Genomic DNA, 15,411 nt, shown 5'->3' with positions numbered 1-15,411 from the left:
GAAACGCAAACAGATACCAGGCCCGCGACGATGCGGGCTTTTTTATGAACAGAATATGAGAACAACACTATGCAAACAGCCAAAACACACCTTGAGTTGCTGACCTGCGAAGCGGTGTATCGCCATAACCCTACCGCGCTGTTCCATCAGGTTTGCGGCGCACGTCCGGCCACCCTGCTGCTGGAATCTGCTGACATCGACAGCAAAGACGATCTCAAAAGCCTGCTGCTGGTCGACAGCGCGCTGCGCATTACCGCGCTAGGTGACACTGTCACCATTAAAGCGCTTTCAGAAAACGGCGCCGCCCTGCTGCCGCTGCTGGATGCCGCGCTGCCTGCAGGTATTGAAAATGAACGTCATCCGGAAACCCGTATTCTGCACTTCCCGCCGGTGAGCCAGCTGCTGGACGAAGACGCGCGCCTGTGCTCTCTGTCCGTCTTTGACGCCTTCCGCCTGCTGCAAAACCTGGTGGACGTGCCTGAAGACGAGCGCGAAGCGATGTTCTTCGGCGGGCTGTTTGCCTATGACCTGGTCGCCGGATTTGAAGATCTGCCTGAAACCGAACAGGGCAACCGCTGCCCGGACTACTGCTTCTATCTGGCAGAAACGCTGATGGTGATTGACCATCAGAAAAAATACACCCGCATTCAGGCCAGCCTGTTTACCCCGTCAGCGTCTGAAAAAAAGCGTCTGGCGCAGCGTATCGAGCAGCTCCAGCTGCAGATGACCGAAGAGCCAACCGCCCTGCCGGTCCAGCACATCGAGCATATGCAGTGCGAAACGAACCAGACCGACGACCAGTACGGCGCGGTGGTGCGTCAAATGCAGAAAGCGATTCGCGCCGGCGAAATTTTCCAGGTGGTGCCATCCCGCCGCTTCTCGCTCCCGTGCCCGTCTCCGCTGGCCGCGTATGACGTGCTGAAGAAGAGCAATCCAAGCCCGTACATGTTCTTTATGCAGGACAACGATTTCACCCTGTTTGGTGCCTCGCCGGAAAGCTCGCTGAAATATGACGCGCCGAGCCGCCAGATTGAAATTTACCCGATTGCCGGAACGCGTCCGCGCGGTCGTCGCCCCGACGGGTCGTTAGATCGCGATCTCGACAGCCGCATTGAGCTGGAGATGCGCACCGACCACAAAGAGCTCTCCGAGCACCTGATGCTTGTCGACCTGGCGCGTAACGATCTGGCGCGCATCTGCACCCCAGGCACGCGCTACGTGGCGGACCTGACCAAAGTCGACCGTTACTCCTTCGTGATGCACCTCGTCTCCCGCGTGGTCGGTGAGCTGCGTCACGATCTCGACGCCCTGCACGCCTATCGCGCCTGCATGAACATGGGCACCCTGAGCGGCGCACCGAAAGTGCGTGCCATGCAGCTGATTGCCGGAGCCGAAGGCCGTCGTCGCGGCAGCTACGGCGGCGCGGTCGGGTACTTCACCGCGCACGGTGACCTGGACACCTGCATCGTCATCCGCTCCGCCTACGTGGAAGATGGCATCGCCACCGTCCAGGCCGGCGCAGGTATTGTTCTGGATTCTGTTCCGCAGTCCGAAGCTGACGAAACTCGCAGTAAAGCTCGCGCGGTCTTGCGCGCCATTGCCACCGCACACCACGCACAGGAGATTTTCTGATGGCTGACATTCTGCTGCTCGATAATATCGACTCCTTTACCTACAACCTGGCAGACCAGCTGCGTGCGAACGGGCACAACGTGGTGATTTACCGCAATCATGTTCCGGCCCAGACCCTGATCGAGCGTCTGGAAACCATGCAAAACCCGGTGCTGATGCTCTCTCCAGGCCCTGGCGCGCCGAGCGAAGCGGGCTGTATGCCTGAGCTGCTGACCCGCATGCGCGGCAAACTGCCGATCATCGGCATCTGCCTGGGGCATCAGGCGATCGTTGAAGCCTACGGCGGATACGTGGGTCAGGCGGGCGAGATCCTGCACGGCAAAGCATCCAGCATTGAACACGACGGCCAGGCGATGTTCGCCGGGCTGCCAAACCCGCTGCCGGTGGCGCGCTATCACTCTCTGGTCGGAAGCAACATTCCGGCGGGGCTGACCATCAACGCCTCTTTTGAAGGGATGGTGATGGCCGTGCGCCACGACGCGGATCGCGTCTGCGGCCTGCAGTTCCACCCGGAATCGATTCTGACCTCTAACGGCGCGCGCCTGCTGGAGCAGACCCTCAACTGGGCGCTGCAGAAGCTGGAGCAGACCAACACCCTGCAGCCGATTCTGGAAAAACTGTATCAGGCCCAGACCATGACCCAGCAGGAGAGCCACCAGCTCTTCTCTGCGGTGGTGCGCGGTGAACTGAAACCCGAACAGCTGGCCGCCGCGCTGGTGAGCATGAAAGTGCGCGGCGAGCAGCCGCAGGAAATTGCCGGTGCCGCCACCGCTCTGCTGGAAAATGCCGCCCCGTTCCCGCGCCCTGACTATCAGTTTGCCGATATCGTCGGCACCGGCGGCGACGGCAGCAACAGCATTAACATCTCCACCGCCAGCGCCTTTGTGGCTGCGGCCTGTGGGATGAAAGTGGCGAAGCACGGTAACCGCAGCGTCTCCAGCCGTTCCGGCTCTTCAGACCTGCTGGCCGCGTTCGGGATTAACCTCGAAATGAACGCCGAACGTTCCCGTGAAGCGCTGGACGATCTGGGCGTCTGTTTCCTGTTCGCACCGAAATACCATACCGGTTTCCGCCATGCGATGCCGGTCCGCCAGCAGCTGAAAACCCGCACCCTGTTTAACGTGCTGGGCCCACTCATCAACCCGGCGCATCCGCCCCTGGCCCTGATCGGTGTTTACAGCCCGGAACTGGTGCTGCCGATTGCAGAGACCCTGCGCGTGCTCGGCTATCAGCGTGCGGCGGTGGTCCACAGCGGCGGGATGGATGAAGTGTCGCTTCATGCCCCAACCCTGGTGGCCGAGCTGCGCGACGGCGAAATCCAGAGCTATCAGCTTGAAGCTTCCGACTTTGGCCTGACGCCGTATCGCCAGGAGCAGCTGGCAGGCGGCACGCCGGAAGAAAACCGTGACATTCTGACACGCTTGCTACAAGGTAAAGGTGAAGCCGCCCACGAGGCCGCCGTTGCCGCCAACGTTGCGATGTTGATGCGTTTGCACGGCGAAGAAGACTTACAGGCGAACGCACAAAAAGTTCTGGACGTATTGCGCTCCGGCGCAGCTTACGACCGCGTTACCGCACTTGCGGCAAGAGGATAAAAGATGCAGACCGTTTTAGCGAAAATCGTCGCCGATAAGGCCATCTGGGTAGAGGCGCGCAAAGAGCAGCAGCCGCTGGCCAGCTTCCAGAATGAAGTGGTTCCAAGTCAGCGCCGTTTTTATGATGCCCTGCAGGGTGCGCGCACCGCGTTTATCCTGGAGTGCAAAAAGGCCTCGCCGTCGAAAGGCGTGATCCGCGACGATTTCGATCCCGCGCGCATTGCCGGGGTTTACAAACACCATGCGTCGGCCATTTCGGTGCTGACGGATGAGAAATATTTCCAGGGCAGTTTTGATTTTCTGCCGATTGTCAGCCAGATTGCGCCGCAGCCGATTCTGTGCAAAGACTTCATAATTGACGCGTACCAAATCTGGCTGGCGCGTTTTTATCAGGCCGATGCCTGCCTGCTGATGCTCTCCGTGCTGGATGACGAGCAGTATCGCCAGCTCTCCGCCGTCGCCCACAGCCTGAACATGGGCGTGCTGACGGAAGTGAGCAACGAAGAGGAGCTGGAACGCGCCATCGCGCTGAAAGCCAAAGTCGTTGGCATCAACAACCGCGACCTGCGCGATCTCTCCATCGACCTGAACCGCACGCGCCAGTTGGCGCCGCGTCTGGGTGCGGGTGTCACGGTCATCAGCGAGTCCGGCATTAATACCTACGCTCAGGTTCGTGAGCTGAGTCATTTCGCCAACGGCTTTTTGATTGGCTCGGCCCTGATGTCTCACGACGATCTGAACGCCGCCGTTCGCCGCGTGCTGCTGGGCGAGAACAAGGTGTGCGGGCTGACGCGTCCTGAGGATGCCGCCGCCGCCCTCGAAGCGGGTGCCGTTTACGGTGGGCTGATTTTCGTTGACGCCTCGCCGCGCTTTGTGACCGAAGATCAGGCGCGCGAAGTCATTGCTGGCGCACCACTGAGCTACGTCGGCGTGTTCCGCGACGCGCCAGTGACTGATGTGACAGCCCTTGCTGAAAGCTTATCCCTGACTGCGGTGCAACTGCACGGGCAGGAAGATCAAACTTACATTAACGAACTCCGCCAGGCGCTGGCTCCGCAGGTACAAATCTGGAAAGCGCAGAGCGTGAGCGACTCACTGCCCGCCCGCGATCTGCAGCACGTCGATAAATATGTGCTGGATAACGGCCAGGGCGGAACCGGTGAACGCTTCGACTGGTCCCTGCTCAACGGTGAGAAGCTGGACAACGTCCTGCTGGCGGGCGGATTAAGCCCTGACAACTGCGTAGAAGCCGCGAAAGCGGGCTGCGCGGGCCTCGATTTCAATTCAGGCGTGGAGTCTCAGCCGGGCATCAAAGATGCCAGTAAGCTGGCCTCGGTATTTAAGACGCTGCGTGCCTATTAAGGAAGAGAAAATGACAACTTTATTAAATCCCTATTTTGGTGAGTTCGGCGGCATGTATGTGCCACAAATCCTGATGCCGGCCCTGCGCCAGCTCGAAGAAGCCTTTGTCAGCGCGCAGAAAGATCCGGCGTTCCAGGCTGAATTTACCGACCTGCTGAAAAACTACGCAGGCCGCCCGACGGCGCTGACCAAATGCCGCAACCTGACCGAAGGCACGAACACCACTTTGTACCTCAAGCGTGAAGATCTGCTCCACGGCGGCGCGCACAAAACTAACCAGGTGCTTGGCCAGGCGCTGCTTGCCAAGCGCATGGGCAAAACTGAAATCATCGCCGAGACCGGTGCCGGACAACACGGCGTGGCCTCAGCGCTTGCGAGCGCCCTGCTCGGCCTGAAGTGCCGTATCTACATGGGTGCGAAAGACGTCGAGCGCCAGTCGCCGAACGTGTTCCGTATGCGTCTGATGGGCGCGGAAGTGATCCCGGTACACAGCGGGTCCGCCACGCTGAAAGATGCCTGTAACGAAGCGCTGCGCGACTGGTCTGGCAGCTACGACACCGCGCACTACATGCTCGGCACCGCTGCCGGTCCTCATCCGTTCCCGACCATTGTGCGTGAATTCCAGCGCATGATCGGGGAAGAGACCAAAGCACAGATCCTCGAAAAAGAGGGGCGACTGCCGGATGCGGTGATCGCCTGCGTCGGCGGCGGCTCAAACGCTATCGGCATGTTTGCTGATTTCATCGACGACGAAAGCGTCGGCCTGATCGGCGTTGAACCTGCGGGTCACGGCATTGAAACCGGCGAGCATGGCGCGCCGCTGAAACACGGCCGCGTCGGGATTTACTTCGGCATGAAATCGCCAATGATGCAGACCGACGAAGGACAGATTGAGGAGTCTTACTCCATCTCTGCCGGGCTGGACTTCCCGTCCGTCGGGCCACAGCACGCACACCTGAACAGCATTGGCCGCGCCGACTATGTCTCGATCACCGATGACGAAGCGCTGGAAGCGTTCAAGACCCTGTGCCGCAACGAGGGGATCATCCCGGCGCTGGAGTCTTCTCACGCGCTGGCTCACGCCCTGAAAATGATTAAAGAAAACCCGGAAAAAGAGCAACTGCTGGTGGTGAACCTTTCCGGTCGCGGTGATAAAGATATCTTCACCGTTCACGACATTCTGAAAGCACGAGGGGAAATCTGATGGAACGCTACGATAACGCATTTGCAGAACTGAAAGCCCGCAAGGAAGGCGCGTTTGTTCCCTTCGTCACCCTGGGCGATCCGGGCCCTGAGCAGTCGCTGAAAATCATCGACACTTTAATTGCCGCAGGCGCTGATGCGCTGGAGCTGGGGATTCCGTTCTCCGATCCGCTGGCGGATGGCCCGACCATTCAGAATGCCACCCTGCGCGCCTTTGCCGCAGGCGTGACGCCGACCCAGTGCTTTGAAATGCTGGCGGCGATCCGCCAGAAGCACCCGACCATTCCAATTGGCCTGCTGATGTATGCCAACCTGGTATTCAGCAAAGGCATCGATAACTTTTACGCCGAGTGCGCCCGCGTGGGCGTGGATTCCGTGCTGGTTGCCGATGTGCCGGTGGAAGAATCTGCTCCGTTCCGCCAGGCAGCGATGCGCCATAACGTCGCGCCGATCTTCATCTGCCCGCCAAACGCCGATGACGAACTGCTGCGCCAGATAGCCTCTCACGGTCGCGGATATACCTACCTGCTGTCGCGGGCAGGCGTGACCGGTGCGGAAAACAAAGCGGCGCTTCCCCTGCATCATCTGGTGGAAAAACTGGCCGAGTACCACGCCGCTCCTCCGCTACAGGGCTTTGGGATCTCCTCTCCTGAACAGGTGACCGCCGCGATTGATGCTAAAGCTGCGGGCGCGATCTCCGGCTCGGCGATTGTCAAAATCATCGAGCGCAACGTCGATAAGCCAGAGCAGATGCTGACGGAGCTGTACGAATTCGTGACAGCGATGAAAGCGGCAACGCGCAACGCCTGATGTTCCTGACCGTCTGGCGGCCCGCCAGACGGTTATTCCCCTTTAATGCTATCCGCATATTTTCGTACCAGGCGGAACAGCGCCCTCACTTCTTCCTCCTGCCAGTCTTTGAAAATCTGATTCATCAGCGTCATACGCGCCTGAGCGATTTTCATCGTTAACGCTTTTCCCTGTTCGGATGGGGTGACCTCTGACACGCGCTTATCCTTCGCCCCAGGCTTCTTCTGCACTAACCCCTGCGCTTCCAGCCGTTTGACCTGGCGACTGACGGTGGTGTAATCGCGCCCCAGCCTGTCGGCAAGCTCGACGACACCCAGCGGCCCATAGCGGTCAATGGTCACCAGCAGCGGAAACAATATTTGATCCAGCGTAACGCCCGCCTCTGTGAGCAAAGTGTCGTCGCGCTGCGGCTGATTCATGACGCCGATGATATCCAGCAGCGCGCCGTGAAAATCCGTGACGTCGTATTTATGTGCATCTTGCATATATTTTCCTGGCGAGTATAGTGCCCTTATCAGATATGTGCATTTTACACATATTACCGCACAGGAGAAAGGTTATGAAAGCAGCAGTGGTTTTTGATCCGGCAACCGGGCCGGTTTACGCCGATTTTGCCACGCCTCACGCCGGGCCAGGTCAGCACCTCGTTCGCGTCACCGCCTCGGCGATCAGCCACGTGGTGAAAAGCCGGGCTTCCGGTAAACATTACAGTTTTGACGGCACCTTGCCGTTTATCGCCGGAATCGACGGGACGGGCGTGACCGAAGAGGGTCAGCGCGTTTACTTTGCGTTTCCGCCAGCGCCGTGGGGCAGCATGGCGGAATTCGTTCCTGTCGACGCGAATCTTTGTCTTCCCCTCCCCGACGGACTCGATGACGCGACGGCCGCCGCAATGGCAAACCCTGGGATGTCAGCATGGGCTTCGCTTGTCACCCGCGCACAGTTTCAGCCGGGCGAGACGGTACTGATCAACGGGGCCACTGGCAGCGCCGGGCAACTGGCCGTGCAAATTGCCCGCTATCGCGGCGCAGGAAAGATTATCGTGACCGGCCGTAACCCGCAGGTGCTGGCTCAGCTGGATGCTGACGTGCGCGTCCTGCTCAGCGACGACGCCACTCTTATCGCTCAACAGCTGGCCGACCTGGCCGCACAACAGATTGATGTGGTGGTCGACTATCTTTGGGGCCAGAGCGCGCTGGCCATTCTGACGGCGCTTGCCAAACACACGCCGGGGCAGACGCCCGTTCGATATGTCCAGGTGGGATCGCTTTCCGGTGCGGACATCGCCTTACCCAGCGCCGTGCTGCGCTCATCCCCGATTGTCTTAATGGGCAGCGGGATCGGCAGCCTGTCGCTGACGCAGCTGATCCAGGCGACGGGCGAAATGCTACACGCCGCCGTTCCGGGCGGGTTCACCATCGCCACCACCCCGGCGCGACTGGACGATGTCGCCGAGGCGTGGTCGCAGGACGACAGCAAAAAAAGAACCCTGTTTGTGATGGACTGAGGGATGTGCGGCAGGGCGCCTACGTCTTTAGGGTGAGGACAAAATTGATCGGGTCGAGCTTTTGGGTGTGCAGCGCTTTTCAAATGCGACCCTGAGTGTATGATCCTCACTCTTTTTCGGCTTCTCTGCCGCTTCAAATCCTTCTGAGTTCAGAGGCTTACACATGTCATGGCAACACTTCAAACAGGCTTATCTGATTAAGTTCTGGTCCCCTGTTCCGGCCGTCATCGCAGCCGGCATCCTCTCTACCTATTACTTTGGCATTACCGGCACCTTCTGGGCGGTCACGGGTGAATTTACCCGCTGGGGCGGTCAGCTTTTACAGCTGGCGGGCGTGCATGCCGAGGAATGGGGCTATTTCAAACTGATTCATCTTGACGGCACCCCGCTCACCCGTATCGACGGGATGATGATCATTGGCATGTTCGGGGGCTGTTTTGCCGCCGCGCTGTGGGCCAATAACGTCAAACTGCGTATGCCGCGCAGCCGCATCCGTATTGCACAGGCGGTTGTCGGCGGGATCATCGCCGGGTTTGGCGCACGTCTGGCGATGGGGTGCAATCTGGCGGCTTTCTTCACGGGGATCCCTCAGTTCTCCCTGCACGCGTGGTTTTTCGCCGTGGCGACGGCGATCGGCTCGTACTTTGGCGCACGTTTCACGCTGCTGCCTGTCTTCCGTATTCCGGTCAAAATGACCAAAGTCAGCGCCGCCTCGCCGCTGACGCAAAAGCCGGATCAGGCGAAGCGCCGCTTCCGCCTTGGCATGCTGGTCTTTTTCGCGATGATCGCCTGGGCACTCTGTACCGCCATGAATCAGCCGAAGCTGGGGCTGGCGATGCTGTTTGGCGTCGGTTTTGGGCTGTTGATTGAACGCGCGCAAATCTGCTTCACCTCGGCGTTCCGCGATATGTGGATCACCGGTCGCACCATGATGGCAAAAGCGATTATTGCCGGGATGGCGGTGAGCGCCATCGGTATTTTCAGCTATGTGCAGCTGGGCGTGGAGCCGAAGATCATGTGGGCTGGCCCGAACGCCGTGATCGGCGGTTTGCTCTTTGGCTTTGGTATCGTGCTGGCGGGCGGGTGTGAAACCGGCTGGATGTATCGCGCGGTGGAAGGTCAGGTGCATTACTGGTGGGTGGGGCTTGGCAACGTGATTGGTTCCACCATTCTGGCCTACTACTGGGACGATCTCTCCCCGGCGCTCGCCACCAGCTGGGATAAGGTCAATCTGCTAAACACCTTCGGTCCGCTGGGCGGGCTGTTAGTCACCTACGCCCTGCTGCTGATCGCCTTTTTACTGGTTATCGCCCATGAAAAGCGCTTCTTCCGCCGCACCGCGCGCAAAACTGAAACACAGGAGAATGTGGCATGACGCAAATCGTCCCGAATTACCGCCTCGATATGGTGGGCGAACCTTGCCCTTACCCGGCTGTTGCGACGCTCGAAGCCTTGCCGCTGCTGAAAAAAGGGGAAATTCTCGAAGTGGTCAGCGATTGTCCGCAGTCAATTAACAATATTCCGCTGGATGCCAAAAACCACGGTTACACCGTGCTGGAAATTCAGCAGGATGGCCCGACCATTCGCTATCTGATTCAGAAGTAACGTCCCTCTGACAACGTTCCCTGGCGGGAGCGTTGTCTCCCTCTCTTTTCTGACGAAAAAACAGCCAACACGGTGCGTTAGCTCTCATTTTATTTTCCCGCCTGAGAATACTGTATCCCCAGTTTCCATGAGGATAATCTGATGAAAAAGTTACTGATCTGTTGTCTGTTCGGCAATACCGCCCAGTCGCTTGCCAAAAAAATGCAGCATGCTGCCGATGCGCGCGGAATGAGGCTGCTGATTAGCGCCGTTGGGCTGGATAATTTCGCCAGCGTCGCGCCGGCATTTGACGCCTTTTTAGTCGCGCCGCATATTCAATACAAGCTTGAAGAGTTAAGGGCTGAGATTGGCGAAGGCAAGCCGATAACGGTTATCGAAAGCTATCCGTTTGCATCACTGGACGGTGAGAAAGTGCTGGAATTTGTGCTGGAGAATATACCGGAGCTGGTGGATTAGCATCGTTATCAGAAAACTGGCCACAAGCGGCGGCCAGTTTTCTGCCGGCAATTAGAAGCGATAGCCCGCCGAGAACATAAACACCCACGGGTCCAGGCGTGTATGAACGCTCTGCTGCTCTCCACCCGCCTTGAAGCGCACGTCGGTGTCGATATCCATATACCAGACGGACATGTTCAGCAGCCAGTCGCGGTTGATCAGATAATCCAGCCCGACCTGCCCTGCAGCGCCCCAGGAATCTTTCAGACTGAGATCTGTAAGACCCGCCTCTTTGCCTGTATCGTTAAACTTCTCATCGAAGAAAGTGGTGTAGTTCACGCCCGCGCCAATATATGGACGCACTTTGCTGGTGGCATCACCAAAATACCACTGTGCCATCAGGGTTGGCGGGAGCTGGTGAACGGTGGCGATATTCCCCGTCGGCCCGGTGCCGACCTTGTGACGGAACGGCGTTGCCGCCAGGAGTTCAACCCCGATATTGTCCGTTGCCATATAAGTAAACGTCAGGCCCAGTTGGGTATTGTTGCTGACGTTAAAGCCGCCCAGGCTCCCCAGCACATTGTCAGACCCTTCCGTCGGACGCACCGTTGCCGAACCGGCACGCATAAAGAACTCACCCGCTTCATGCGCATACGCGCCGCCAGAGATACTGCTTAAGATCAGGGCTGCCACTGCTAACTTTTTCATATCCGCTCCATCGTTGTGGTTTTATTGGCGCGGTGAATATACTCATAAATGAGTAACAAGTGATCTAACTCAGATCACACTTGGGCTGGTAATTTAACATTCATTGATCCAGATTAATTTTTGCCGTGCAGAGACGAACGCATATCCCCTGTGCAGGTCAATTTTGCGAAATGACCATTGCTTTACAAAGATATGCTTTTCCATACAAGTCATGGTGCTGCCACGGCAGAGTTATCCAGGGTACAATTGCCCGCTTATTAATACCTGCAATACTCAAGGAGAGTGCATGTCTATCACGGCGAAGTCCGTCTACCGTGACACGGGGAATTTTTTCCGCAATCAGTTCATTACCTTTTTACTGATCGCCTTGCTATGCGCGTTTATCACGGTGGTGCTTGGCCATGCGTTTTCGCCGAGTGATGATCAAATTGCGACCCTTAGCCAGGGCGATCATCTCGCCGGCAGCGGTGGGTTGTTTGATCTGGTTCAGAACATGACGCCAGAACAGCAGCAGATCTTGCTGCGCGCCTCTGCGGCATCGACCTTCTCCGGGTTGATCGGCAATGCGATTCTGGCAGGTGGTGTATTGCTGATGGTCCAGCTGGTGTCTGCGGGTCATCGCGTCAGCGCCCTGCGCGCTATCGGTGCCAGCGCGCCGGTATTGCCGAAGCTGTTTATCCTGATCTTTTTGACCACCATGCTGGTGCAGATCGGCGTGATGCTGGTCGTTGTGCCGGGCGTGCTGCTGGCGATTATCCTTTCGTTCGCCCCGGTGATGCTGGTGCAGGACAAAATGGGGATATTTACAGCGATGCGCAGCAGTGCAAAACTGGCCTGGGCGAATATGCGTCTGGTCGCACCGGCGGTGATCAGCTGGCTGCTGGCCAAAACGCTGCTGCTGCTGTTTGCACCGAACTTTGCGGTACTGACGCCGAACGTCGGCGCGGTGGTCGCGAATACGCTGAGCAACCTGATTTCAGCCGTATTGCTGGTCTATTTGTTCCGCCTGTATATGTTGATTCGCCAGTAGTTTCCCTGAAAGCAGATGATGGAATCGAAGAATGAAGCAGTTTCTTGATTTTTTACCGTTGGTCGTGTTTTTCGCGTTTTATAAGCTCTACGACATTTATGCCGGGACCGCGGCGCTGATCGTCGCGACGGCCGTCGTGCTGATTTACAGCTGGTTCCGCTACCGTAAAGTCGAAAAAATGGCGCTGATCACCTTTGTCCTGGTGGCGGTGTTTGGCGGATTAACCCTGTTCTTCCATAACGACGAGTTTATCAAATGGAAAGTGACGGTGATCTACGCCCTGTTCGCCGGTGCGCTGCTGGTCAGCCAGTGGGTGATGAATAAGCCGCTGATCCAGCGCATGCTCGGGAAAGAGATTACCCTTCCGCAGCAGGTGTGGTCGCGCCTCAACATCGCCTGGGCGCTGTTCTTTATTCTGTGTGGGCTGGCGAATATCTATATCGCGTTCTGGCTGCCGCAGAACATCTGGGTCAACTTTAAGGTCTTCGGCCTGACGGCGTTAACCCTGATTTTCACGCTGCTGAGTGGTGTGTATATCTATCGCCATATGCCGCAGGACGACAAGCACTAAGATTTCAGGCCAGGCAGTTCCTGTCTGGCCTTTCCCTTCTTTTCCCACCGCAGATTCCCACCGTAAAGAAATCATAGTAGCATCCCGCCTGTCGTCTTCCGTAACGAGCTTAAGAAACAATGACAACAAAGATTGATGCCCCTCAGGGCGAACTGGTTTTACGCACACTTGCAATGCCCGCCGACACCAATGCGAACGGTGATATTTTTGGCGGCTGGTTAATGGCACAGATGGATATGGGCGGCGCGATCCTCGCCAAAGAGATTGCCCATGGCCGCGTGGTGACGGTCAGAGTCGACGGGATGACGTTTTTACGTCCGGTCGCGGTGGGTGATGTGGTTTGCTGCTACGCGCGCTGCGTGAAGCGCGGCAACACGTCGATTTCGATCAATATTGAAGTCTGGGTGAAGAAGGTCTCTTCCGAGCCGATTGGACAGCGCTACAAGGCAACCGAGGCGCTGTTTATCTACGTCGCGGTGGACAATCAGGGCAAACCTCGCCCGTTGCCGCAGGTATAAAAAAAAGCCTCCATTCGGAGGCTTCGTTATTTATTCTATCTGCGTCCCGCCGTTCAGGCGGAAAACAATGTTCACGATGAGCCCATTGCCCGGTTTGCCCGGCTCGTAGCGCCATTTGCGCATCGCGGCTTTCACATCGCGTTCGAACATGTTTGCCGGTTGCGCCGAAAGCACCTCGACATTATCCACGCGCCCATCCGCCGTCACGTCAAATTTCACACGCACACGACCTTCTATACGCAGCGCCTGCGCACGCGGAGGATATTGCGGCTGATTGCGGCTCACGGCGCGCGGGCCTGACGGGGCAGTCACCACCGGCTTCATCGTGGTCGGCGAATTGTTCATCACCGGTTTTGCCGGGGCGGTGTTTTGCGTCGACTGCACCGCGCGCGGTTCGACCGGACGCTCTTCACGCTTCGGACGCTCTTCGACTTTTTTCACCGGCTTCGGTTTTGGCTTCGGCTTAGGTTTTGGCTCTGGCTTGTGGATCACCACGGGCGCTTCTTTCGGCGGCTCCGGTACAACCTCAGGTTCGGGTTCTGGCTCCGGCTCAACAACCGGCTCTGGCGGAGGCGGAACCACCTGCGGCTCCAGGTCTGCTGGTGAGACCATGGTTACGGAAATCGGCTGCGCAGGCGCTGGCATTTGGATAACCTGATGTACCGAAGTGTAGAGCAGCCCCGCCACGACAGCACCGTGAATCACAACGGACAGCAGCGTTGGCCAGGGAAAGCGGCGAGGTAAATCCAGGGTCATCGAAGTCATAATCGTTTCAGTTAAAAAACCAGGCCCTGATTTTAAATGCAAATAGCAATCATATTCAATAAGACACTCCATCTTCTCGCGATTTAACTGCTCGCGAGGCCAAAAAAGGCGCATCTTTGATAAGGTTTTAACAAGGTCGTTATCTTTACATTGCAGTCATCGATGCTTTCACATAACGTTATTGACACTTTTTATGGCTAAGGAGCTCCGCCGTGCTTTACGTGATCTACGCTGAAGATGTTGCCGATTCTCTGGAAAAACGACTTTCCGTGCGCCCTGCCCATCTCGCGCGTCTACAACTCTTACATGACGAAGGAAAATTACTGACCGCAGGCCCAATGCCCGCCGTCGACAGCAACGATCCGGGTGCCGCAGGTTTTAGCGGTTCCACGGTGATTGCAGAGTTTGAATCACTGGAAACCGCGCAGTCCTGGGCCGAAGCTGACCCGTATGTGGCGGCGGGGGTTTATGAGAAGGTGACGGTGAGGCCGTTTAAGAAGGTTTTTTGATTTGATGGGAAAGGCTCCCACAGGAGCCTTTTTAAATGCTTGAACACGTTCGATTACCCCCTCATCCCAAACCCAGCCCTTTGAAAATCCCGATACACCTCGGGATTGGTAAAGGCCGGGAATTTGGCTTTCTGGGCTGCGGCTTTTAACGCTTCGCAATAGGCTTTATTACCCTCGCTTGTCGTGATATTTGATGCCGTGCCGTCCTGCGCAAACTGGATGTGCAATCTGCATGTCTTTCCTTTCCAGCTTTGCGGATCGGCAAGCTCGGCATTGATGGCATCTCTGATCGCACGCGCCTGGGCGCCCCATTCATCCTTGTCATCCCAGCGGCCAGAACTGCAATTCCCCGTTGCCGTGGTTTTATGGCATCCGGACGGATGTAGGGGTGCACAGCCGCTGATCAGGCCTACAAGAACGGCCAGCGTTAAAATCCTTTTCATTTTTCACTCCCTCTATCGCCCACCAAAAGCGAATGCTCTCGCGTTTGGTGGGCGAATTGTTTTCAATGCAAAGAAGCCAGTCTTGCCGCAAACCCCACAAACAACAGCCCAATCAAACCATTCCCCAGCTTCGCCAGTTTCTTTTTGGTTTTCAGGTAGCGGGTGACAAACGCGCCGGAGAAGATCAGGAAGCTCATGTACATGAAGCTAATCAACTCAAGGGTGGTCGCGAGGATCAGGAAGGAGGTGCCGGTATTTTTGGCGCTGACATCGATGAACTGCACGAAGAAAGAGACGTAGAACAGAATCGCTTTGGGATTGGTCAGGCTCAGCACAAGCGAGCGCTTCATGATCATGCTGGCAGGTTCAGTACCCCCCGCTTGCGCACCTGCTTTATGCGTCATCACTGACCAGAGCATTTTTCCGCCCAGCCACAGCAGGTACAACGCGCCGAGGTAACGCACGATGTTGAACAGCACCGGCGTAGTCTGGATCAGCGCAGCGACACCGGCCCACGCGAGGAACATCAATACCGCATCACCGATAAACACGCCCGAGGCGGCGAGATAGCCCTTTTTCACCCCGTGGCCGATGCCGGTTTTTAAGACGAATAACGTATTAGGACCGGGGACCAGCACAATAAAGAAAGCGCCCACAACATAGGTCCAGAAATTAAGTACACCAAACTCCGCAAACACCACCCGCTCCTTTTTAAAAA

Annotated in this window: 18 protein-coding genes, 1 pseudogene and 1 other annotated feature (1 of these 20 running past the window's edge); of the genes and pseudogenes, 14 read left to right on the top strand and 5 right to left on the bottom strand. The window is 57.2% G+C overall.

Going from position 1 to position 15,411, the window contains the following annotated elements:
* Positions 1–46 (top strand) — a sequence feature (Trp leader region); it begins 49 nt to the left of the window's first position.
* A gap of 23 nt (positions 47–69) precedes the next feature.
* Genes AC3WS9_RS10010 through trpA form a run of 5 tightly spaced genes read left to right on the top strand, consistent with a single transcriptional unit; the run spans position 70 to position 6,602 of the window.
* A complete protein-coding gene (locus tag AC3WS9_RS10010; protein WP_492488076.1) occupies positions 70–1,632 on the top strand; it encodes an anthranilate synthase component 1 in 1,563 nt (520 codons plus the stop codon).
* A complete protein-coding gene (gene trpD, locus AC3WS9_RS10005; RefSeq protein WP_282495329.1) occupies positions 1,632–3,227 on the top strand; it encodes a bifunctional anthranilate synthase glutamate amidotransferase component TrpG/anthranilate phosphoribosyltransferase TrpD in 1,596 nt (531 codons plus the stop codon). Before AC3WS9_RS10010 ends, trpD begins: the two co-directional genes overlap by 1 nt.
* Before the next feature lie 3 nt (positions 3,228–3,230).
* Entirely contained in the window at positions 3,231–4,589 is a 1,359-nt protein-coding gene (gene trpCF / locus AC3WS9_RS10000; RefSeq protein ID WP_492488074.1) for a bifunctional indole-3-glycerol-phosphate synthase TrpC/phosphoribosylanthranilate isomerase TrpF, read from the top strand.
* 10 nt (positions 4,590–4,599) lie between these two features.
* Entirely contained in the window at positions 4,600–5,793 is a 1,194-nt protein-coding gene (gene trpB / locus AC3WS9_RS09995) for a tryptophan synthase subunit beta (RefSeq protein ID WP_102103873.1), read from the top strand.
* On the top strand, positions 5,793–6,602 hold the full coding sequence (trpA, locus tag AC3WS9_RS09990; protein ID WP_492488072.1) for a tryptophan synthase subunit alpha: 810 nt from the start codon (positions 5,793–5,795) through the stop codon (positions 6,600–6,602). The genes trpB and trpA overlap by 1 nt, the downstream gene beginning before the upstream one ends.
* A gap of 32 nt (positions 6,603–6,634) precedes the next feature.
* Here trpA and AC3WS9_RS09985 read toward each other — a convergent pair whose 3' ends face one another.
* Complete coding sequence (locus tag AC3WS9_RS09985) at positions 6,635–7,087, bottom strand: MarR family winged helix-turn-helix transcriptional regulator (RefSeq protein ID WP_492488071.1); 453 nt, start codon at positions 7,085–7,087, stop codon at positions 6,635–6,637.
* A 74-nt stretch (positions 7,088–7,161) separates the two neighbouring features.
* On the opposite strand from AC3WS9_RS09985, the gene AC3WS9_RS09980 reads away from it, so the two are divergent.
* The 4 genes from AC3WS9_RS09980 to AC3WS9_RS09965 all read left to right on the top strand — a co-directional run bounded on the left by AC3WS9_RS09980 (position 7,162) and on the right by AC3WS9_RS09965 (position 10,170).
* The gene (locus AC3WS9_RS09980) at positions 7,162–8,109 is read left to right on the top strand and encodes a quinone oxidoreductase family protein (protein ID WP_492488069.1); all 948 of its coding nucleotides are present in this window, start codon (positions 7,162–7,164) and stop codon (positions 8,107–8,109) included.
* A 163-nt stretch (positions 8,110–8,272) separates the two neighbouring features.
* Entirely contained in the window at positions 8,273–9,484 is a 1,212-nt protein-coding gene (gene yedE, locus AC3WS9_RS09975) for a selenium metabolism membrane protein YedE/FdhT (protein ID WP_492488067.1), read from the top strand.
* Positions 9,481–9,714, top strand: a complete 234-nt coding sequence (yedF, locus tag AC3WS9_RS09970) for a sulfurtransferase-like selenium metabolism protein YedF (protein WP_492488065.1) — start codon at positions 9,481–9,483, stop codon at positions 9,712–9,714. The genes yedE and yedF overlap by 4 nt, the downstream gene beginning before the upstream one ends.
* Positions 9,715–9,855: 141 nt before the next feature.
* Complete coding sequence (locus tag AC3WS9_RS09965; RefSeq protein WP_492488064.1) at positions 9,856–10,170, top strand: PTS sugar transporter subunit IIB; 315 nt, start codon at positions 9,856–9,858, stop codon at positions 10,168–10,170.
* A gap of 51 nt (positions 10,171–10,221) precedes the next feature.
* Here the strand turns inward: AC3WS9_RS09965 and ompW are convergent, their stop codons facing one another.
* Entirely contained in the window at positions 10,222–10,857 is a 636-nt protein-coding gene (gene ompW / locus AC3WS9_RS09960; protein ID WP_285146352.1) for an outer membrane protein OmpW, read from the bottom strand.
* A 174-nt stretch (positions 10,858–11,031) separates the two neighbouring features.
* On the opposite strand from ompW, the pseudogene AC3WS9_RS09955 reads away from it, so the two are divergent.
* The 4 genes and pseudogenes from AC3WS9_RS09955 to yciA form a co-directional block, all read left to right on the top strand.
* Positions 11,032–11,118 (top strand): annotated as a pseudogene (locus AC3WS9_RS09955) (YkgJ family cysteine cluster protein); the annotation flags it as partial.
* A 25-nt stretch (positions 11,119–11,143) separates the two neighbouring features.
* On the top strand, positions 11,144–11,887 hold the full coding sequence (locus tag AC3WS9_RS09950; RefSeq protein ID WP_285146351.1) for a YciC family protein: 744 nt from the start codon (positions 11,144–11,146) through the stop codon (positions 11,885–11,887).
* A 31-nt stretch (positions 11,888–11,918) separates the two neighbouring features.
* The gene (locus tag AC3WS9_RS09945) at positions 11,919–12,458 is read left to right on the top strand and encodes a septation protein A (RefSeq protein ID WP_282495338.1); all 540 of its coding nucleotides are present in this window, start codon (positions 11,919–11,921) and stop codon (positions 12,456–12,458) included.
* A gap of 119 nt (positions 12,459–12,577) precedes the next feature.
* Positions 12,578–12,976, top strand: a complete 399-nt coding sequence (yciA, locus tag AC3WS9_RS09940; RefSeq protein ID WP_282495339.1) for an acyl-CoA thioester hydrolase YciA — start codon at positions 12,578–12,580, stop codon at positions 12,974–12,976.
* Positions 12,977–13,006: 30 nt separating this feature from the next.
* On the opposite strand, the gene tonB is transcribed toward yciA, so the two are convergent.
* Positions 13,007–13,732 (bottom strand): TonB system transport protein TonB, encoded by a 726-nt coding sequence (gene tonB / locus AC3WS9_RS09935; RefSeq protein ID WP_492490318.1) that lies wholly within the window; start codon positions 13,730–13,732, stop codon positions 13,007–13,009.
* A gap of 221 nt (positions 13,733–13,953) precedes the next feature.
* On the opposite strand from tonB, the gene AC3WS9_RS09930 reads away from it, so the two are divergent.
* The gene (locus AC3WS9_RS09930) at positions 13,954–14,250 is read left to right on the top strand and encodes a YciI family protein (protein ID WP_095282239.1); all 297 of its coding nucleotides are present in this window, start codon (positions 13,954–13,956) and stop codon (positions 14,248–14,250) included.
* Positions 14,251–14,303: 53 nt separating this feature from the next.
* Here the strand turns inward: AC3WS9_RS09930 and AC3WS9_RS09925 are convergent, their stop codons facing one another.
* Positions 14,304–14,693 carry a cell envelope integrity TolA C-terminal domain-containing protein gene (locus tag AC3WS9_RS09925; protein ID WP_492488061.1) on the bottom strand — a complete coding sequence of 130 codons (390 nt, stop codon included), beginning with the start codon at positions 14,691–14,693 and terminating at the stop codon, positions 14,304–14,306.
* Between the two features lie 62 nt (positions 14,694–14,755).
* Positions 14,756–15,391 (bottom strand): leucine efflux protein LeuE, encoded by a 636-nt coding sequence (gene leuE, locus AC3WS9_RS09920; protein WP_285146343.1) that lies wholly within the window; start codon positions 15,389–15,391, stop codon positions 14,756–14,758.
* Positions 15,392–15,411: the final 20 nt, after the last annotated feature.

The organism is Lelliottia sp. EB106-05-01-XG201, from assembly GCF_058791735.1.
Note: the sequence above shows the minus strand (reverse complement) of the source record. Positions and strands in the feature narration are given on the sequence as shown.

Excerpts from the sequence above, each read along its gene's own strand:
- AC3WS9_RS09950 (WP_285146351.1), top strand. The coding sequence starts at position 11,144 with ATGTCTATCACGGCGAAGTCCGTCTACCGTGACACGGGGAATTTTTTC.
- trpA (WP_492488072.1), top strand. The coding sequence starts at position 5,793 with ATGGAACGCTACGATAACGCATTTGCAGAACTGAAAGCCCGCAAGGAA.
- AC3WS9_RS09985 (WP_492488071.1), bottom strand. The coding sequence starts at position 7,087 with ATGCAAGATGCACATAAATACGACGTCACGGATTTTCACGGCGCGCTG.
- yedF (WP_492488065.1), top strand. The coding sequence starts at position 9,481 with ATGACGCAAATCGTCCCGAATTACCGCCTCGATATGGTGGGCGAACCT.
- ompW (WP_285146352.1), bottom strand. The coding sequence starts at position 10,857 with ATGAAAAAGTTAGCAGTGGCAGCCCTGATCTTAAGCAGTATCTCTGGC.
- trpCF (WP_492488074.1), top strand. The coding sequence starts at position 3,231 with ATGCAGACCGTTTTAGCGAAAATCGTCGCCGATAAGGCCATCTGGGTA.
- tonB (WP_492490318.1), bottom strand. The coding sequence starts at position 13,732 with ATGACCCTGGATTTACCTCGCCGCTTTCCCTGGCCAACGCTGCTGTCC.
- trpB (WP_102103873.1), top strand. The coding sequence starts at position 4,600 with ATGACAACTTTATTAAATCCCTATTTTGGTGAGTTCGGCGGCATGTAT.
- AC3WS9_RS09945 (WP_282495338.1), top strand. The coding sequence starts at position 11,919 with ATGAAGCAGTTTCTTGATTTTTTACCGTTGGTCGTGTTTTTCGCGTTT.
- AC3WS9_RS09925 (WP_492488061.1), bottom strand. The coding sequence starts at position 14,693 with ATGAAAAGGATTTTAACGCTGGCCGTTCTTGTAGGCCTGATCAGCGGC.
- yedE (WP_492488067.1), top strand. The coding sequence starts at position 8,273 with ATGTCATGGCAACACTTCAAACAGGCTTATCTGATTAAGTTCTGGTCC.
- trpD (WP_282495329.1), top strand. The coding sequence starts at position 1,632 with ATGGCTGACATTCTGCTGCTCGATAATATCGACTCCTTTACCTACAAC.
- AC3WS9_RS10010 (WP_492488076.1), top strand. The coding sequence starts at position 70 with ATGCAAACAGCCAAAACACACCTTGAGTTGCTGACCTGCGAAGCGGTG.
- yciA (WP_282495339.1), top strand. The coding sequence starts at position 12,578 with ATGACAACAAAGATTGATGCCCCTCAGGGCGAACTGGTTTTACGCACA.
- AC3WS9_RS09980 (WP_492488069.1), top strand. The coding sequence starts at position 7,162 with ATGAAAGCAGCAGTGGTTTTTGATCCGGCAACCGGGCCGGTTTACGCC.
- AC3WS9_RS09965 (WP_492488064.1), top strand. The coding sequence starts at position 9,856 with ATGAAAAAGTTACTGATCTGTTGTCTGTTCGGCAATACCGCCCAGTCG.